General features: G+C 36.7%; 16 protein-coding genes and 3 pseudogenes. 5 read left to right on the top strand and 14 right to left on the bottom strand.

Going from position 1 to position 15,994, the window contains the following annotated elements; genetic code table 11:
• Positions 1-601 precede the first annotated feature (601 nt).
• A complete protein-coding gene (gene tcuA, locus AC1DVK_RS22815; protein ID WP_477627440.1) occupies positions 602-2,113 on the bottom strand; it encodes an FAD-dependent tricarballylate dehydrogenase TcuA in 1,512 nt (503 codons plus the stop codon).
• A gap of 264 nt (positions 2,114-2,377) precedes the next feature.
• Here tcuA and AC1DVK_RS22810 point away from each other — a divergent pair, with 264 nt between their 5' ends.
• The 3 genes from AC1DVK_RS22810 (at position 2,378) to AC1DVK_RS22800 (ending at position 6,134) form a co-directional block, all read left to right on the top strand.
• Positions 2,378-3,238: a LysR family transcriptional regulator gene (locus AC1DVK_RS22810; protein ID WP_477627439.1), complete on the top strand. Its 861-nt coding sequence runs from the start codon at positions 2,378-2,380 to the stop codon at positions 3,236-3,238.
• Positions 3,239-3,285: 47 nt separating this feature from the next.
• Positions 3,286-4,410: an AbrB family transcriptional regulator gene (locus AC1DVK_RS22805; RefSeq protein ID WP_477627438.1), complete on the top strand. Its 1,125-nt coding sequence runs from the start codon at positions 3,286-3,288 to the stop codon at positions 4,408-4,410.
• 428 nt (positions 4,411-4,838) lie between these two features.
• Positions 4,839-6,134, top strand: coding sequence for a CitMHS family transporter (locus tag AC1DVK_RS22800; RefSeq protein ID WP_477627447.1), 1,296 nt, complete (start codon positions 4,839-4,841; stop codon positions 6,132-6,134).
• Between the two features lie 362 nt (positions 6,135-6,496).
• On the opposite strand, the gene AC1DVK_RS22795 is transcribed toward AC1DVK_RS22800, so the two are convergent.
• The 6 genes and pseudogenes from AC1DVK_RS22795 to AC1DVK_RS22770 all read right to left on the bottom strand — a co-directional run bounded on the left by AC1DVK_RS22795 (position 6,497) and on the right by AC1DVK_RS22770 (position 9,566).
• Positions 6,497-6,841: a DUF1048 domain-containing protein gene (locus AC1DVK_RS22795; protein ID WP_477627437.1), complete on the bottom strand. Its 345-nt coding sequence runs from the start codon at positions 6,839-6,841 to the stop codon at positions 6,497-6,499.
• 18 nt (positions 6,842-6,859) lie between these two features.
• Positions 6,860-7,237 (bottom strand): DUF1048 domain-containing protein, encoded by a 378-nt coding sequence (locus AC1DVK_RS22790; RefSeq protein ID WP_477627436.1) that lies wholly within the window; start codon positions 7,235-7,237, stop codon positions 6,860-6,862.
• 1 nt (position 7,238) lies between these two features.
• On the bottom strand, positions 7,239-7,562 hold the full coding sequence (locus tag AC1DVK_RS22785) for a PadR family transcriptional regulator (RefSeq protein ID WP_089363852.1): 324 nt from the start codon (positions 7,560-7,562) through the stop codon (positions 7,239-7,241).
• A gap of 303 nt (positions 7,563-7,865) precedes the next feature.
• Positions 7,866-8,411 (bottom strand): annotated as a pseudogene (locus tag AC1DVK_RS22780) (recombinase family protein).
• A 6-nt stretch (positions 8,412-8,417) separates the two neighbouring features.
• A pseudogene (locus AC1DVK_RS22775) lies at positions 8,418-8,838 on the bottom strand (IS110 family transposase); the annotation flags it as partial.
• 479 nt (positions 8,839-9,317) lie between these two features.
• Positions 9,318-9,566 (bottom strand): hypothetical protein, encoded by a 249-nt coding sequence (locus AC1DVK_RS22770; RefSeq protein WP_286140989.1) that lies wholly within the window; start codon positions 9,564-9,566, stop codon positions 9,318-9,320.
• 205 nt (positions 9,567-9,771) lie between these two features.
• On the opposite strand from AC1DVK_RS22770, the gene AC1DVK_RS22765 reads away from it, so the two are divergent.
• Complete coding sequence (locus tag AC1DVK_RS22765) at positions 9,772-9,894, top strand: DUF3898 domain-containing protein (RefSeq protein ID WP_141133673.1); 123 nt, start codon at positions 9,772-9,774, stop codon at positions 9,892-9,894.
• 596 nt (positions 9,895-10,490) lie between these two features.
• On the opposite strand, the gene AC1DVK_RS22760 is transcribed toward AC1DVK_RS22765, so the two are convergent.
• The 4 genes from AC1DVK_RS22760 to AC1DVK_RS22745 form a co-directional block, all read right to left on the bottom strand.
• Entirely contained in the window at positions 10,491-10,820 is a 330-nt protein-coding gene (locus tag AC1DVK_RS22760) for a phosphodiester glycosidase family protein (protein ID WP_477627446.1), read from the bottom strand.
• Between the two features lie 6 nt (positions 10,821-10,826).
• Entirely contained in the window at positions 10,827-12,074 is a 1,248-nt protein-coding gene (locus AC1DVK_RS22755) for an SPOR domain-containing protein (RefSeq protein WP_477627435.1), read from the bottom strand.
• 284 nt (positions 12,075-12,358) lie between these two features.
• Positions 12,359-13,321: a peptidoglycan-binding protein gene (locus AC1DVK_RS22750; RefSeq protein ID WP_477627434.1), complete on the bottom strand. Its 963-nt coding sequence runs from the start codon at positions 13,319-13,321 to the stop codon at positions 12,359-12,361.
• A 120-nt stretch (positions 13,322-13,441) separates the two neighbouring features.
• Complete coding sequence (locus AC1DVK_RS22745) at positions 13,442-13,651, bottom strand: hypothetical protein (RefSeq protein WP_089363856.1); 210 nt, start codon at positions 13,649-13,651, stop codon at positions 13,442-13,444.
• Positions 13,652-13,861: 210 nt separating this feature from the next.
• Between AC1DVK_RS22745 and AC1DVK_RS22740 the strand changes: the two genes are divergently transcribed.
• Positions 13,862-14,107 (top strand): ribbon-helix-helix domain-containing protein, encoded by a 246-nt coding sequence (locus tag AC1DVK_RS22740; RefSeq protein ID WP_061463079.1) that lies wholly within the window; start codon positions 13,862-13,864, stop codon positions 14,105-14,107.
• 359 nt (positions 14,108-14,466) lie between these two features.
• Here AC1DVK_RS22740 and AC1DVK_RS22735 read toward each other — a convergent pair whose 3' ends face one another.
• The 3 genes and pseudogenes from AC1DVK_RS22735 to AC1DVK_RS22725 all read right to left on the bottom strand — a co-directional run.
• Positions 14,467-14,658: a hypothetical protein gene (locus AC1DVK_RS22735; protein WP_477627433.1), complete on the bottom strand. Its 192-nt coding sequence runs from the start codon at positions 14,656-14,658 to the stop codon at positions 14,467-14,469.
• 393 nt (positions 14,659-15,051) lie between these two features.
• On the bottom strand, positions 15,052-15,528 hold the full coding sequence (locus AC1DVK_RS22730) for a hypothetical protein (protein WP_477627432.1): 477 nt from the start codon (positions 15,526-15,528) through the stop codon (positions 15,052-15,054).
• 33 nt (positions 15,529-15,561) lie between these two features.
• Positions 15,562-15,994 (bottom strand): annotated as a pseudogene (locus AC1DVK_RS22725) (hypothetical protein); the annotation flags it as partial.

Genomic DNA, 15,994 nt, shown 5'->3' with positions numbered 1-15,994 from the left:
GGAGGCTTTGCAATGTGGGGCATCACTGTCTTTTTAAAAGGAAATATAAAATTTTTGATTGGACACAGAAAAAGAAGCGAAAGAACTATTCAAAAATATGAAAGGCACTAAAATTCTTTTCGAAATAGTTACTTCAATGAGGTATAAGTGAGTTTTCAATAGAGCCCAGACTCTAATGTATCTCCAACTAAACGATGCCTACAAAATTCAATTATAAAATGGGATTGAAAATAGATGAAAAATTTCCGGAGGAGAGCGCTCACACTTATACAAGTTAGGATATAGATACTGAATTCAGATTTTCATGGTTACTAGGGTAATTTAAACAAAAAGAAAACTAATTGTTATCTATCATCCTTGTTATAGGTGAAAATATCCACAAACCCTCCCATTATTTGACCATCAGGACGCTTAAAGCTATTCTCTAAAACTCATATCCCTGTATGATATGAGTTTTAGTCAATGCATAAAGACTTTTAATATTTGAAATACAAACAGCCAAGAACTATTTTAAGCCTTGGCTGTTTTTTATTCTTCTATTTAATGTATCTCTAGAATTTTTGGACACATTCTTATCTAATTAACTATGCAAGGAAAAGACTCAATGATTATTGATCGCTTCAACCTTTTCTTGAATATAGTGGGCTGCGGATGAACCAGCTAATTTTCCAAAGACTGCTCCAGACATTAACCCGGATCCACCAGGATAGTTTTCATAAAAAATCCCCCCAATCATTTCACCAGCCGCAAAGAGACCTTTTATCGGTTGTTCTTCTTCGTTTAACACATGACCCGTAACATCTACATGCAAACCACCGAACGAGAAGGTGATTCCGCACGTTACAGGGAAAGCATAGAATGGCCCTTGCTCAATTCGAAGTGCCCAGTTGGATTTAGGAGGGGTAATTCCTTTCGTTCCTTTGCCGTCTTTCTCTGCGGGTCTAAACTCGCCATCTTGTACGGCACTATTATATTCTTCGATCGTTTTAAGGAATTGTGTTTGATTGACCGGCAGTAAACTTGCCAACTCTCCAAGTGTATCTGCTTTATAAATAGTCGCTTCTTCAAGGTCATATTCTTTACGCAGCATCGGGCGTACCTGTGCATCATAAATTTGATATGCCACATGTCCAGGCTGTTTTAATACCTCACGGCCGTATTTGGCATAGGTGTAATTTCGCAAATCTGCTCCTTCATCAACAAAACGTTTCCCTTCATTATTAAGCATGACGCTGTACGGATAAGAATGCTTTTTAAAAATATCTCCCGGCTTTGTGAAGTCTCCTACTTTTGGCGCGTTATAATCTGTCCCAATCGAATGACATCCAGACCACTGCCCAAATTTTTGAGCCCCGACTGCCATAGCCATGGAAATGCCGTCTCCTGTGTTGAACTCGGTTCCACGAACAATAGCCGCTTCCCATTCTTCACCAATATTTTCACTTCTCATTTTCTTATTGGCTTCAAAGCCGCCACAAGCCAAAATCACACCGGATGTCTGAACTGTTACCATTGTATGATCCTTCTCAACTACGACACCGGATATTGTGTTATTCTCTGATACAAGCTCCACAGCACGTGAATCGTACCAAACGTCAATGCCAATTTCTTCTGTCCGCGCAAAGAGCTGTCTCATTAAGCCAACGCCTTTATCTTCCGTTTTGATAGGCAGTCCTCCCCAGAAATTGCGCTTGCCATCTTGTACGAAAGATTGATTTTCATAATTCAATTCAAATTTTATTCCCTGATCACGCATCCACGCAATTGTTTCATACGATCTAGAAACCAGTTGTTTTGCTAACTCGGGATTACTTTGTCCACCTGTCACTCGCATTAGATCATCGTAATAATCGGATTCAGCGTATTCAGGCATAACAATTAACTCGGCTTCTACGTCTGTTAATTCAGGTATTACTTTTCTGATTGCGTCTAAATTATTGTAGGCAACACGTATGGCTCCATCTGTGAAGAAAGAATTTCCTCCACGCTTTTCCAATGGTCCTCGTTCTAATACAAGAACTCTAGCACCGCCCTCTTTTGCTGAGATTGCGGCACATAAAGCTGCGTTTCCTGCCCCTACTACAACTACATCATAATTTTGTGTATTTGACATTTTTACCCCTCCTGTTAGTGATAACTCTTCATGTAAATAATAAGTGAAAATAATGAATAAAAATAATATTGTTTTTTTATTCATTGCCATAAAAAAAATTTATGAAAAAATGCAGTAAACGCGAACTATAGTGAGTCTATTGCTTTACATAAAAAGATAGATTTCTTTTATTCATCAGTTGTATTATACTTTTAGAAATCAAATAAATTATTATTATTTATAATTACCCATAAATATTTTTTATGGTTAAAGGAGAGAAATTTTATGGATGAAAAAGACTGGATTATTTTAATTACTCTCTACGAAGAAAGAAATATAACAAAGGCGGCACAACGACTATTTATTTCTCAGCCAGCTTTATCCTATCGTATAAAACAGCTGGAAAAAGAGTTCAAAACAAATTTAATCTCTAGAGGCAAAAGAGGTGTCGAGTTTACAGTTGAAGGGGAATACCTCGTTCAATATTCGAAAAATATGCGTAAGCAATTAGGAGTTGCAAAAGAACACATTTCAAATTTGGATAAAAAAGTGAAAGGAACTTTGCGATTGGGTGTATCTGGCTTGTTTGCCCGTTATAAACTACCAGTATTGTTAAAAGAATTTCTAACCCTATATCCAGAGGTTGAAATTAGTTTAAAAACTGGATGGAGTTCTCAAATTCATCAAATGCTTCAAAAAGAAGAAGCACACCTCGGGATAGTTAGAGGTCCTTACAAATGGCAGGAGAATAAAGTGTTATTTCAAGAAGAAAAGATTTGTATTGCCTCCAGTAAAAAAATTGAATTAAAAGAACTTCCTTTTCTTCCTAGAGTTAATTATCAGACAGACCTATCGTTAAGGAATACTATTGAAAACTGGTGGCAGGAAACATTTGCGGTGCCACCTAAGATTTCAATGGAGGTAGATCGGATTGAAACATGTAAAGAACTGGTTCTTAATGGTTTAGGATATGCCATTTTACCAGAAATCTGTATTAAAAATGATGAACCACTGTATACTTTCCCTATTGTATTAAGCGATAATAACTATTTGCTTAGAGAAACTTGGGTTTTTTATCGGGATGTGACTACGGATTTAGCACAAGTAAAAGCATTTATTGATTTTCTTATTGATTCTAAACAATAGAAATAAGACGAATCGAAATAAAACTAGTACAAAGGAAGAGAATTAATATGAAAAAGTGGGATTTAAATAACGTTAGCAAGACAATCCAATTTTCAGCTGCACTTCTAACTGCTTTTATTGGAGGCGGCCTTTTCTCTCTTATCGGGCTGCCAATCCCCTGGCTTCTAGGTCCAATGGCAGCCCTATTAATTGCATCACGTTTCAAAAACGTTAAATTAATTTGGCCCATTTCGATGAGAAATACTGGATTAATTATTGTAGGTTATTCAATTGGCATCTCTTTTACCAAGAGCTCACTGTCTGATATGATTAGTCACCTTCCCTCAATGTTGATCCTTACAACCTTAATTGTCCTTGTGTGTGTATGTTCAGCTTTTGTTATGTCAAAATATTCCGGCGTTGACTATCCTACCTCCTTAACAAGTAGTATTCCTGGAGGTTTGTCACAAATTGTTGTGTTTGCAGAAGAAATGAAAGGCATTGATATAACGACAGTAACCTTTTTCCATGTTATAAGGGTGATAATGGTTGTTTTCTTAGTTCCCCTTTTAATTTTCAGTCCTATTTTTGCAGCGAAAAGTACCAATGACTCATCTAAAATAATGGATAACGTTATTCCAGAGTGGAGTGATTTATTTCCTCTTATCTTTCTGTTCGCGCTTATTTGTTTCCTCGCAGCAAGAATAGGTAAAATATTTAAATTACCAGCTCCTTACTTTTTAGGACCAGTAATCGCAGTTGCTGCAGTAGGCCTTTTTGGTTTGCAGGGACCACCACTTCCTCCTTCACTTCTTGATATATCTCAATTTATGGTTGGCGGTTATATCGGTTTACTATTAAAACCGGAACAACTTGACAACAAAAGAAAAACATTATTATTGGCTTTGATGAACGGACTGATTTTGATCTGCGCAACAATATTTTTTAGTTTTCTACTGACCRAGTATTATGATTTATCGACTATTACGGGTTTTTTAAGTTTAGCCCCTGGTGGAATGGATCAAATGGGAATCATTGCACAAGAAGTAAATGCTGATGTATCTACTGTTACCAGCTATCAACTATTTCGGATGGCTTTTATTTATGCCGCAGTGCCTCCATTACTAAGATTGGTATTAAAATTAAGTTTAAGGAAAAAAGACAAGAACAGTAACGTTAAAACTAAATGTTAATTAAAAAAGGAGAGAGCTTTGCTCAAGGACACTGAAAAAGTCTGATTTATAAAGAAAAGAAGGTTATCATCCACAATATTTAGATGATGACCTTCTTTTTAAATACTAAAGATTGCATTAAATTTTTAAAAATGTCTTTATTGTATCACTTATCCCTTGGCTTTCTTTGCTCTCCTCTCTCCAATCTTTTTTTAAGAATAAATTATTTTGATACCAATACAAAAAAAATATGTATTTAACTTATTGTTCTCCCTGTATTACCTTTAATAAAGAAAAGCGCATAAGCATAGTGTAAAACTTATTAATCTGCCAGTTAACTTTTCTGAAGAGTCACAAAATTAATTCTTAGTCATCCAGAGATCAATTGAAAGCGCATTCAAAATTTGGGAGGGGATTTAATAGTGTTTCTTACAATTTTAGGCATCTCCATGGTTACAGTTTTTACCTATTTAATTATGTCCAAACGTTTATCACCCATTGTTGCTTTAACTTTAGTTCCGATCGTTTTTGCAGGAGTTGGTGGTTTTGGAAGTAAAATTGGCACTATGATGATGGAAGGCATTAAGCTAGTCGCTCCTTCTGCAGCTCTATTATTATTCGCCATATTGTTTTTTGGTATTATGATAGATACGGGCTTATTTGACCCACTTATCAAAAAGTTATTAGAAGTTGTCAAGGGAGATCCTGTCAAAATTTCTATGGGTACCACAATTCTTGCATTACTCGTAGCCCTAGATGGAGACGGTACAACGACGTATATCATTACTGTTTCAGCTATGTATCCACTTTATAAACGAATCGGTATGAATCCATTGGTTTTAGCCACAGTAGCCATGCTAGCTTTAAGTGTTATGAGTGGTATGACCCCCTGGGGTGGACCTGCTACCCGAGCAATAGCAGTATTGGGACTTGATGCATCCGAATTTTTTGTTCCACTTATTCCTACCATGATCGGTGGTGCTCTTTGGGTTATTTTCGTAGCATTTATTTTAGGGAAAAAAGAACGTAAACGACTTGGTGTAATACACATAGAAGAATTCAAAAATGAAATAGCTGCTACTGTAGAAAATGAAGCCACTGAAACATTTCCTCATATTGACATTAAACGTCCTCGTTTTTTGTGGGTTAACTTATTAATTGTGATAGGCATTATGGTCATTCTTATTATGGGATTAGTACCTGCCCCCATTTTATTTTTAGTCGGTTTCGCTATTGCTTTAATGACTAACTACCCTAATCTGGAAATGCAAAAGAGACGTATCTTAGCACATTCTGGAAACGCTTTAATTGTTGTTCTATTAGTTTTTGCGGCAGGAGTATTTGCAGGAATCTTTTCCGGTACAAAAATGGTTGATGCTATTGCTAATGGACTGGTTGCGATAATACCTGCTTCATTAGGACAGTTTTTTCCTGTCATTGTTGGCATTACAAGTATGCCATTCACTTTCGTTTTATCGAATGATGCCTATTATTTTGGAGTTCTCCCTATTCTTGCAGAAGCAGCTTCAGCCTATGGTATTAGTCCGTTAGAAATCGCTCGGGCTTCTATATTGGGACAACCCGCTCATTTAATGAGTCCACTTGTTGCATCAACCATTCTATTGGTTGGTATGGTTGATAAAGACCTTGGAGAATATCAGAAATTCGCATACAAATGGGCCATCCTGACATCGTTAATCTTAACAGTATTAGCTATAATTAGTGGTGCTATTTCTTTTATGTAAATTATAAAAGTCCTTGTATACTTGTCTGCAAGGACTTTTGTGGCATTTTTCAGCTAGATAGTTTTTTTGATACAACTTTGTTGTCAGGTAACGTTCCATAATTGAAACCATGAAATAAGATGGAAAACTGAAGTATTTACTATTATTATGTGAATTAGTGATTGTAAATATTTTTATCATTAATTATGTTAATGTTAAGCAGTTGTGGAAGGTTCCCTTTTTAAATCTTTATCTAGCCGGCACATTCGAAGGTATCAGGAATGGTTATCAGAAAAAAGCCCCTCTGTCTTAACAAAAGGAGCGTATTCCGTTACCACATTAGCTTGTTTTCAAAAAAGCTATTCAGTTGGGTTGTTCAACGCTTATTTTTTCTTACCCACACGATTCAGAATGCTTTTGTTCAAATTATTGCGTAACTTATCATCCCATCTTTTCGCTTGGTCGATAAGTCCATTGGCGAATGCAGTCACGTCTTCACCTGTCACTTCCAATACGTCTTTGCCATCTGCCGCACCATCTTCAAACAAATCAATGAGATCATACTGGATTCTCAGCATATCCATGCCGCTTCCAGAGGCGARACCCCACATATAGTTGCAGATTTTTTTATAGGCTTCTGGGTAGTTGCCTGGCAAAGCTTCCACACGCGCCATCATTTCTTTGTATTCTTTTTTGTCGTCAAGTATCTTTTTGATGAAATTTACCATGATATTTAACCTCCTACCTTATTTTTTATTCGTCCAAATTTTTACTTGCTCTTCAACTCTACTCTCAATTTCTTTTTTCAAATCTACTTGCCCTCCTAATATACGCGCCGATTCTCCATCTAGTTTTGAGAGAGCCATCAATTCATCGGCAAATGCCGCCACGTCTTCACCGGTAACATCTAGCACATGCTTGCCTTCTGCTGCACTAGCTTCAAACAGTTCATACAAATTGATGATTTCTTCACCAAATCCATATCCGAAATTCCACATGTACTTTTGAATCTTTTTGAACACAAATGCGTAATCTTTCGGTAGGGAATTTACTTTTTTCATAAATGCTTTGTATTCCTTCTTGCTTTCTAAATCGCCAATGATTAGCTCGATAAATTTCTTCATATTATTTCTCCCCCTTTAGGGTATTAATTTTTGATGAAACAAAATTCCATTTTCCCCAAAATTGTTCGAGTTCCTCGTGTCCTGCATTATTTAATGAATAAAATTTGCGAGGAGGACCCATTTCAGAACGCTTTTTCTCGAAATTCACTAATTCTTTCTTTTCCAGTCGCACCAAAATGGTGTAGACCGTACCCTCAACAACCTCTGTAAAGCCCATTTCATTGAGACGACGGGTAATCTCGTAGCCGTAAGTATCTCCCCGGCTGATAATTTCCAGCACACAACCTTCCAACACACCTTTGAGCATTTCTGTTAAATTTTCCATAGCATACACCTCCTAAGCTAATAAGTTATACAGGTATTCAGTAATAATGAGTACTGGTATACTGTAATACTATGTAGCGAAGGTGTCAAGTGTGCATTAAAAAAATTATAAATTTAAAAATGTAAATGCGGAATAAGAAAAAGAAAACCAAAATAAAGTATGGATTTCGGTTTATCATTTTTATAAACGATTTAACTTTATTTAAATCGGTACATCTTTTTTTATAAGGTACGACTTTATTTTAAAACTACAACAATGCCACAAGAAAAAAGACGATTAGCTATTGCTAGTCATTTCTTTCACTTAAGCATAAATAGTGGAACGTGGGACACCTGTCATTTTGGCTATATCATTAACGCTTAAACCGTTAGATTCTCTTTCATCATACAGCTATAAAGCCTTCTTAACGTCCTTCTCGTCCTTCCCTTTCCTACCTATATGTTTCCCCTGTGCCTTAGCACGTTCCCTTCCTTCTGCCGTTCTATCTTTAATTAGATCACGTTCAAACTCAGCAATAGCCCCCAGCATAGTAAACATTAGCTTTCCTGATGGTGTACTAAAATCAATCTGTTCTTTGATGAAGACTAAAGCTATTCCCCCTTCTTCTAGTTCCTTAGCAATCTTTTGTAGGTCAAAAGTGGAACGTGCTAATCTATCCAATTTGTAATCAACCAGCTTGTCACCTTCCCTTAAATAGTCCAACGCCTTAGCAAGTTCTTTCCTGTCAGATTTAGCACCACTTTGTTTTTCCATGAATATCTTCTCGCAACCATACTCTTTTAACTTCCCCTCCTGTAAAGCCAAGTCCTGATCTTTAGTTGAAACACGTCCATATCCAATAATAGCCATTATGTGAAACTGAAGTTTAGCTTCCACATACATATTCGTTATGATTTCCTGTTGTCTGGACAAATTCCGAAGGTCTAATAGCTGAATTCCTCTAATTTTATGAGGTTCACCTTTGTAATACAGCACACACAACTGGTACGCATCGATAGCGTCTGTTTTTACCTTCCGTAAACTGGACTTCTTTGCCTGATATGAAATAATCGGATTTAGTAAGATATATAGAATAGAATAGCATGGTAATGCCCTGTAGATTCTAAAATGACCATAGGCATCTACCCTGTCACTTTCTTTTAAAAAGTCAAAAAATGATCTAATTCCTCTTTGATGTCCTTCATTGAAAAGTTCTTCCCACGGTTTAGATTGATCTAAAAATGCCTGAACTTGACTCTCTCCTTTTTGCCACATCCAGACCAACAACCGGATTCATTGTTTTTTTCCCTCCTTTACTTACTAACCAGTACCCTCAGTTCTCCATGCAGTGTCATAGCTTCGCTCATTATACGAGATCTACGTCCAACTAGCCTCAAACATGTTTCTACAAGTAGTGGGTGGACAGTTTAGTTCACGAGATCAAGTCCCGTGCACCCGTACGTCCTATCCTGGCTACTGATATAATAGATTCTATTAAAAAAGTCAACAAACCTTATTAAAGCTAATATAAGTTTTGATATGTATTACGCTACATTCAATTTCATTTGAATCGACAAGTCTTGAATAAAATGACAAAAGGTAATTTATTCGGATCAACACCAGCTAGAAATTCACTAAGATAATGTTCCGCTTCCTTCTCATTCTGTATTAGTAAAATTGATAAAACCACCAATCTTAATGACTGGTGGTTTTTGTGTATTTACAAAAAAGACAAAGTATTTTAAATGAAAAATACTTTGTCCCCCAATTAATATCCTAGAAACGGATGAACACGGCAACTCCGGTTCGCCCGAAGTCAAGGTTCAATACTCGTACAAATCTATTTCCAAGTAAACAACGTAAAGCAGCTCTGTAGGGATCACCAGGAGCCAAAGTGTTAGCACAAGGTGCAGCACTTCCAATCACTGTAGCTTGTACAATTGTACGCTGAGCTAAAGGTATTAACGTAGCTCTTTCCCAAAGGATCGTAACTACATCAACAGATCTAGAACCAGAACCAGACATATAATTCACCTCTTTTCATTGTTAATATATTTAATGCAAATTCAGACAGCTTGGTTCATTCTTTTGTCATGATACACACAAAAAAAGGCGATTTATTATCTGATTATTCAAGAAAAACTCTAGCAACTTATTCAAAAGGAAACGAGCGACAGAAGGGAAATCCAGGAACACTTTGAAATCCAAGTCGTCGAAGCCACTGCCCAGATTGTCGAACAATACATATGAAGCCGAGCTGCGAATGAAACTTGGCAGTACATCTGTCAAAGGACTTCTAGTCGATTTCGGCGATAGTATCCATTTAGGCAAGATTAACGAGAAGTATTATTAATGATTGAAGCCGATACGATTCCGTCGATAAAGGTGTTTCGCCGATTGAATTTCATAGGCCGGATAAATTTATGGAGATTGTGGAGCGGATAGGTTAGTTAATTAGGATTTTTTGAGGGACTTGTGATCATTATTGTAATCATAAGAACTGTGCCATTTAAACGTTCGTGATCGTTGTGTGATCAAATTTATGCTCTAAAACATGTTAATAAGGGTTTCCTTAAATTTAAATACACTTAAAATATTAAATCAAAAAGACAGTGAGCTTATCTTTGCTAACTGTCTTTTCGTTTATGACTAAACATTAAGTTAAAATACACATCCTGTACGTCATAGTCGATTTCTATGGAATTATCCGTAAGCTGTATCCCTTAATTCACTTTTGAAACACTAAAAATCACACAAGCATCCTGATCGTATCGTTTTCACTATTAGGAGTCTCATTTTCTTCTTCCATGGTATTTAATAATTTCATCTTCTGCCTAAGAAATATTAATACTACTAACGTGAATATTCCTACTAATTAGACCAATAAAAGTGAAACTGACAACGATTTTTGAACACTTTAAATTGATTTATCTCCTTTACGTCCATCTATTATTCTACTAACAATATTCCGTCGGCAATCGGGCGTTCACCTGCTGCATCAGATGGTCTTGTGACTCGATCATCCCCAACTGTCATGGTAGTCGATCCGCCGCCATCAAGATTGATAGCATCGACGGCACCTAATGACTTCATGACTTTTGCACTTTCTTCAAAATTAGCCCCTACACTCCATCCGGGTGCGCGTCCATCGATCGTGACAAATAATAGATTGCCATTTTCCTTGATTCCAGCAAGTGTTCTAGGGTTACGACGTTCCCCAAAACGATAATAAAACCCAGGATCTTCTTCCCAGTGAAAGCCTTCCTCTACGGAATTAATGGAAATTTATCCATTTTCCAACAATCGAGGACCTCCGTTAATCATGCTTGTGGTTTGGTCTAATTTTAATAGCTTTCCATCCCCGATGATTTCACTCTTCACCTGAATCTTCATCCCTTGTTGAGCATGGTCATGAAGCCACTCTGCTGCTTCCCCCGTTCCTGTAAGAATAGAACCACTGCTTGGAATGTCTCCCCTACGCTGGTTATGAATTTCCACCACTTCTCCGGCATGATTTACTACCACTTCCACACCGTCGCCCGATTCTGTCTTTTCTCCAAATATGGAAGTATATTGGATAAATTCACTTTCATCCTTACAAGTAAAATCATGTTTCGGCCGTTCTGTTGTCATATCTCCTTCAACACCGCCACAATTGCGGATTAATCCTGGCTTCCGATTTAATCCATCCACTTCCCTAACCGCTCCATCAGATGAAGTAGCCTGAATTGACGTGGAAACAGATGCAATTTTTGCCTTATCATCATCAGAAGATAAAATCAGAGCTGAACGGCCATTAATCGCTTCACTGACAAGTTGACCATTGCTTGCGAATATACCGGCAAGATCGCCTGGTGTACCATCATTCTCTCCTACAACAAAGTATCCGGCATTAACTCCTGCAATGGCAACATTTCTGTCAGCCATATGGGTCAATGTTTCTTTCCCTGTCACTGCATCATTTGCTAATTCTGGCACCACATGCCCTTGAAATCGTTCCTGATCCACTTCTAGGACGTTTACTACCCATGGTCCTGTTGTTTTCTCTCCGTCCTCACCCGTATACACATTCCTTAGACCTGTATATCCCTTAGCCGATAATTGTTTTCTCATTTCCGTTGCATCCGCTTCCAGCTGATATTGGCCGATGCGAACAATGTATCCAAGTGGTCCTTTTTCCAGATCATCCATGGCCCGATCCGGTTCCCGAATGATACGAGCATTTCTGAAACCATCTCTCTTTAAATTTCCCAACAATTTCTTTGCCTGTTTCTGTGTTTCTACAAATGTCACATCCACTGTGTAAAAGTCTTTAGAAGATGTTTCACCACGAATGATTTTGGTATACATCACTCCTGGTGCTGGATTCATAGAAGTTCTTTTCTCTTGCAAATTAGGCGTTCCAAGCGGAAGCACATGATTTTTCATATGCACTTGTGATTGAACTGGAGTTTCTGGAATGGCATTTACAATCATCACAGCAGTTAGACTAATAGAGGCGATAGGTAAAAAAGGCTTTTTCCACATTTTCATCATTTTTTTCCTCCAATAAAGTTATTTCCTCCTTTAACTTTATTGTCTAAATATGATGGAAAATTAACAGGACTATTATATTTCAATCAATTTTAAGTGAATGAAAATGAGCATATATACTCGATAAATATTACAATTCACATTTGTAAAAGGACTAATTTTCTTATACTTCGATTCTTAAACGATTGGGATATATTTACTTTTTAAAAAAACTTCTACTATAAAAATCATTTTTCATTCAAACAAAAAAAGCCCTCATATTTTAAGGCTTTTTACTAAGCTAATCATCCAAATAATCTCGCAAAKGTATTTTCACCGGCAATACCGTCAGCTGATATTCCCTTGGCCCTTTGAAATGCCTTCACCGCTATCTCCGTTCCGTTTCCAAAGATACCATCTATACCATGTGGATTATGTCCTTCTAAATAAAGTGCAGCTTGAAGGATATAGGTGATATTCCCTTTCGCCCCTTTCCTAACATTAGGTGTAGCCGCTTTTGTTTGGGGTCCCCATATTCCATCCACATTAATCTTTGCACCATATTGTTTATTCAATTCGGTTTGAAAACCCTTTATCAGCGCTTTTTTAGTATTAGGTCCATAATAACCATCCACATCTATTTTTGCATTATACCGGCTATTTAATGTCCTTTGAATGGACTTGATAGGCTGAGTGCCAGTATCCTTTGTAGGCGTATTTTTTACAATGACATCCGATTCGACTTGTGTTGCTGGTGGAGTGGTTCCATTCACTTTTGATATCAGTTTAGGCCTTGTTCCCGCTTTTAACTGAGAATAAGTTAGTCCACCCGTCATATCCAAGTGCGGATAATCTTTAAAGCTTGACCAATCCCCGCCCCAAGTAAAGCCCAAGGATTTACCAATGTCCGCTACCCGTTTCCATTTGGCATCAATTGTCCAAATGGCATTCTTTCCATCATCGCTGACTATGAAATAATCAATGGCTAGTCCATAGTTATGGTAAGATTGACCTGGCGTCGCATTCGTCACTCTCGGTTTCGATAAATCACTATAGTTTTTTCCATCATAGATATAACCTAGGCGACCTTGACCATATAGCTTTGCTTGCTCTTCCATAGACCGATAACCTGCGCTGATTTGCACATAAATGCCTTCTTGGTATGCCTGTTTGACCATTTCCAATGCTGACTCTTTAACGACTGGATGAATTCCGCTGCCCATATTCTTTTCCGAACGATCCAATAAAGTTTCTAATTTAACAGTCAATTAAATCACCTCCTAATATGTTATGGTGCTTATTAGGAAATGCTTGTACACCACCTTGACGTTCCAAAAAATCCAGTGAAATAAAAGAAGCGCATCCCAATGGATTGCGCTTTTTGCCTATTATAAAGGCCTATTTTGATCTTCTTTACCGTTACCTATAACTCTTATCAATTCATCAAGCTTTTCATTTCTTTCCTGATCTGCTTTTGTCTTGGCATTGATGAATTTTATCACCTTAATTACAAAGTAAATGCTTAAAAAAAGAAGTCCCAGATAAAATAAAATCGGTATGATTGCAAATAGCCCGATTAAACTGCCGGCTTGGCTCATAAATAATTCCTCCTTTAAGTAAAATATAGTATTATTATACATTAAAGACAGGATAAGAAGGAATCGGACACAAAAATCACCCAGCTATCAACATACTTCGCCAATCGATATAACCAGCTTTCAATTATTTTATTAATGTCCATATTTTTGCCTTCCAATCCTCTCCATCATTAAATGGAGCTATTAAAGCTGAAAGGGGAATGCAAACAAATGAACGAAGGTAGAGATCCGTTCGTTTCTTCACTCGCTTCTAATTTAAACATGCGGCTCACTCGTTTAGCAGAAGAAAGGGATATCCCACTGGAAAGATTGCTGGATAAATCAGTCGAATTGTTACTAGAATATATGGAAGACAATGAATTAATCAATGACCATGTTAAGTTTAACAATGTTGAGGCCATAAATAAAAATAATGAAATCATTCAGCAAAGCAGGAAAATCCTAGAGAAAGATTAGCTCTAAAACACTCGGCCCTTACGGTTGGGTGTTTTTTCATCTGCTTATGACTCTCATCAGTTTTTTAACTACCGTGTGTCTCCACTGACAACTTTACCATGAACTGCGTACTCAATTAAAAAAGGGCAGCCACTAGGACTGCCCCTGTAGAACAACTGCCTTACAGTTTAATGGTGCTTTTTCTTGCATTTTTTACATTTACAACGCTTTCCGGGCACCCATACTTTACTGGGGTCATTATTCTCAAAACATTTTTCTACATAACAACAATATATTTCCATCCCAACACCCTCCTTACTATTGTATATGCATGGACTTATCGAAGGTGTGGACAAGTTGCTAAAAGTTTAGCAGGGGATTCATTTTACATGGTTCTGTACAATCTCCCATGTATGTGGGAGCAAACTGAAATCTCCCCAAGTTTTATGACCTGGAATAACGATTTTCGCATCCTTATATACATTCATTAAATTCTTCATCGTATTTGGCCACGCTTCCATGTTAGCTTCATCAATGATCCCGGAATTCTTTTTTTTCAGCGCGAAAATCATATCTCCAAATAATAAATTATACTTTGGAAGTATGGGCTTCTCCTAGGAATTATGTTTCGATTTTCATATTTCCAACTCTTAAAGTTGTTGGTCCTCCTGCAAGGGACAGTTCACATACGTTAAGGTCCTTTTATTTTCCAGTCAATATTTTCAAAAAAATACTATTTTGATTTTACAGCTTCTCTTATTTGTTCTACGACATTATTAAGCCACTGGATAGGAGTTAATCCAATTGCGGGATAATAGATTTCAGCATTAGTTTGAATATAGTTTTCCTTTTCTTGTTTTGTTCTATTACTAGTTAGAAATTCGTCACAATACTATAAAAAAATTCGGCTCTCCCTTCAAATAATAAAACCTTAGAGATTTTTGATATCTCTAAGGTTTTATTATTTATTCCTGCGTTAGGGTTGTAATATAACAATTATCTATTAAAACTCTTTTAAAAAAGTCCACAGCCTCTTGAGTTACAACTAACTCACCTTTTGGTGATAAACAGAAGTGATGTCCTGACCAATTTTTGAAGTTCTCTCCTTCTACTTCAACTTTACCAAGCGGAATAAATCTGCTGAATTTAGGTAATTCCTTATTTGGATACATTTCTTTAAATTCATCAGATGTAGTAATTAAACACTTTTCTAATTTGTAATCTTTAAATTCACTATTCTTTAATTCTGTTTCAAGTTTACTTGACACAATAAAGGCTGGTGTTGACTCTAACAGGTCATCTCCTAGCCATCCTTCAAACTCATAATGTAAATATTTTACCTTTCCTGAAATACCTTCAGTTGCAATATCTTCTTCTGTTCCATAAATGGTATGTTCACTATGACCCCCTGATACTTCTGGTTCTAAAAAATATAATTTCATTAGTAACATCCTTCCTATCACATTCTCACCTTTTCACTGGCGGATTAAAATTTTCACCATGTTTTGATCTAACTCAATCATATAACCTATTACTTCCTCTTTTGTGGGATTAGGGTTATTTCTATAAAATCTATTCCAATCTATTCTTATTTTTGATAAATGTATATCACTGTTTACTTCTTTTGGTATACCTCTCAAGTTTTCTAGAGCATGTATTTCCTCAAGTGAAAATAAATTCGGGTGCCTTTTTAGAATTTGTTGCTCTATAGCATGATGAACTACTACACTACCTTTAAGGTTTGGGTATTCATCAAAGAATGTCTTTTTATAGTCCTTAATATTTTTGCCTTTTTCTATACCCTTAGAAATACTCTCCCCTGAAACACCCTCTACTTTGCTATCCTTCACCGTGAATTTCTTATAGGCTTCCTTGATTGTCTGCTTTTCCATCATAACTTGGCGAAGG

Source organism: Peribacillus sp. P4_B1 (genome assembly GCF_056402395.1).
The sequence above is the reverse complement of the archived record's forward strand: the minus strand, read 5'-3'. Positions and strand labels throughout refer to the sequence as shown.

Excerpts from the sequence above, each read along its gene's own strand:
- tcuA (WP_477627440.1), bottom strand. The coding sequence starts at position 2,113 with ATGTCAAATACACAAAATTATGATGTAGTTGTAGTAGGGGCAGGAAAC.
- AC1DVK_RS22810 (WP_477627439.1), top strand. The coding sequence starts at position 2,378 with ATGGATGAAAAAGACTGGATTATTTTAATTACTCTCTACGAAGAAAGA.
- AC1DVK_RS22800 (WP_477627447.1), top strand. The coding sequence starts at position 4,839 with ATGGTTACAGTTTTTACCTATTTAATTATGTCCAAACGTTTATCACCC.
- AC1DVK_RS22790 (WP_477627436.1), bottom strand. The coding sequence starts at position 7,237 with ATGAAGAAATTTATCGAGCTAATCATTGGCGATTTAGAAAGCAAGAAG.
- AC1DVK_RS22785 (WP_089363852.1), bottom strand. The coding sequence starts at position 7,562 with ATGGAAAATTTAACAGAAATGCTCAAAGGTGTGTTGGAAGGTTGTGTG.
- AC1DVK_RS22770 (WP_286140989.1), bottom strand. The coding sequence starts at position 9,566 with ATGTCTGGTTCTGGTTCTAGATCTGTTGATGTAGTTACGATCCTTTGG.
- AC1DVK_RS22755 (WP_477627435.1), bottom strand. The coding sequence starts at position 12,074 with ATGAAAATGTGGAAAAAGCCTTTTTTACCTATCGCCTCTATTAGTCTA.
- AC1DVK_RS22745 (WP_089363856.1), bottom strand. The coding sequence starts at position 13,651 with ATGAGCCAAGCCGGCAGTTTAATCGGGCTATTTGCAATCATACCGATT.
- AC1DVK_RS22740 (WP_061463079.1), top strand. The coding sequence starts at position 13,862 with ATGAACGAAGGTAGAGATCCGTTCGTTTCTTCACTCGCTTCTAATTTA.
- AC1DVK_RS22735 (WP_477627433.1), bottom strand. The coding sequence starts at position 14,658 with ATGATTTTCGCGCTGAAAAAAAAGAATTCCGGGATCATTGATGAAGCT.
- AC1DVK_RS22730 (WP_477627432.1), bottom strand. The coding sequence starts at position 15,528 with ATGAAATTATATTTTTTAGAACCAGAAGTATCAGGGGGTCATAGTGAA.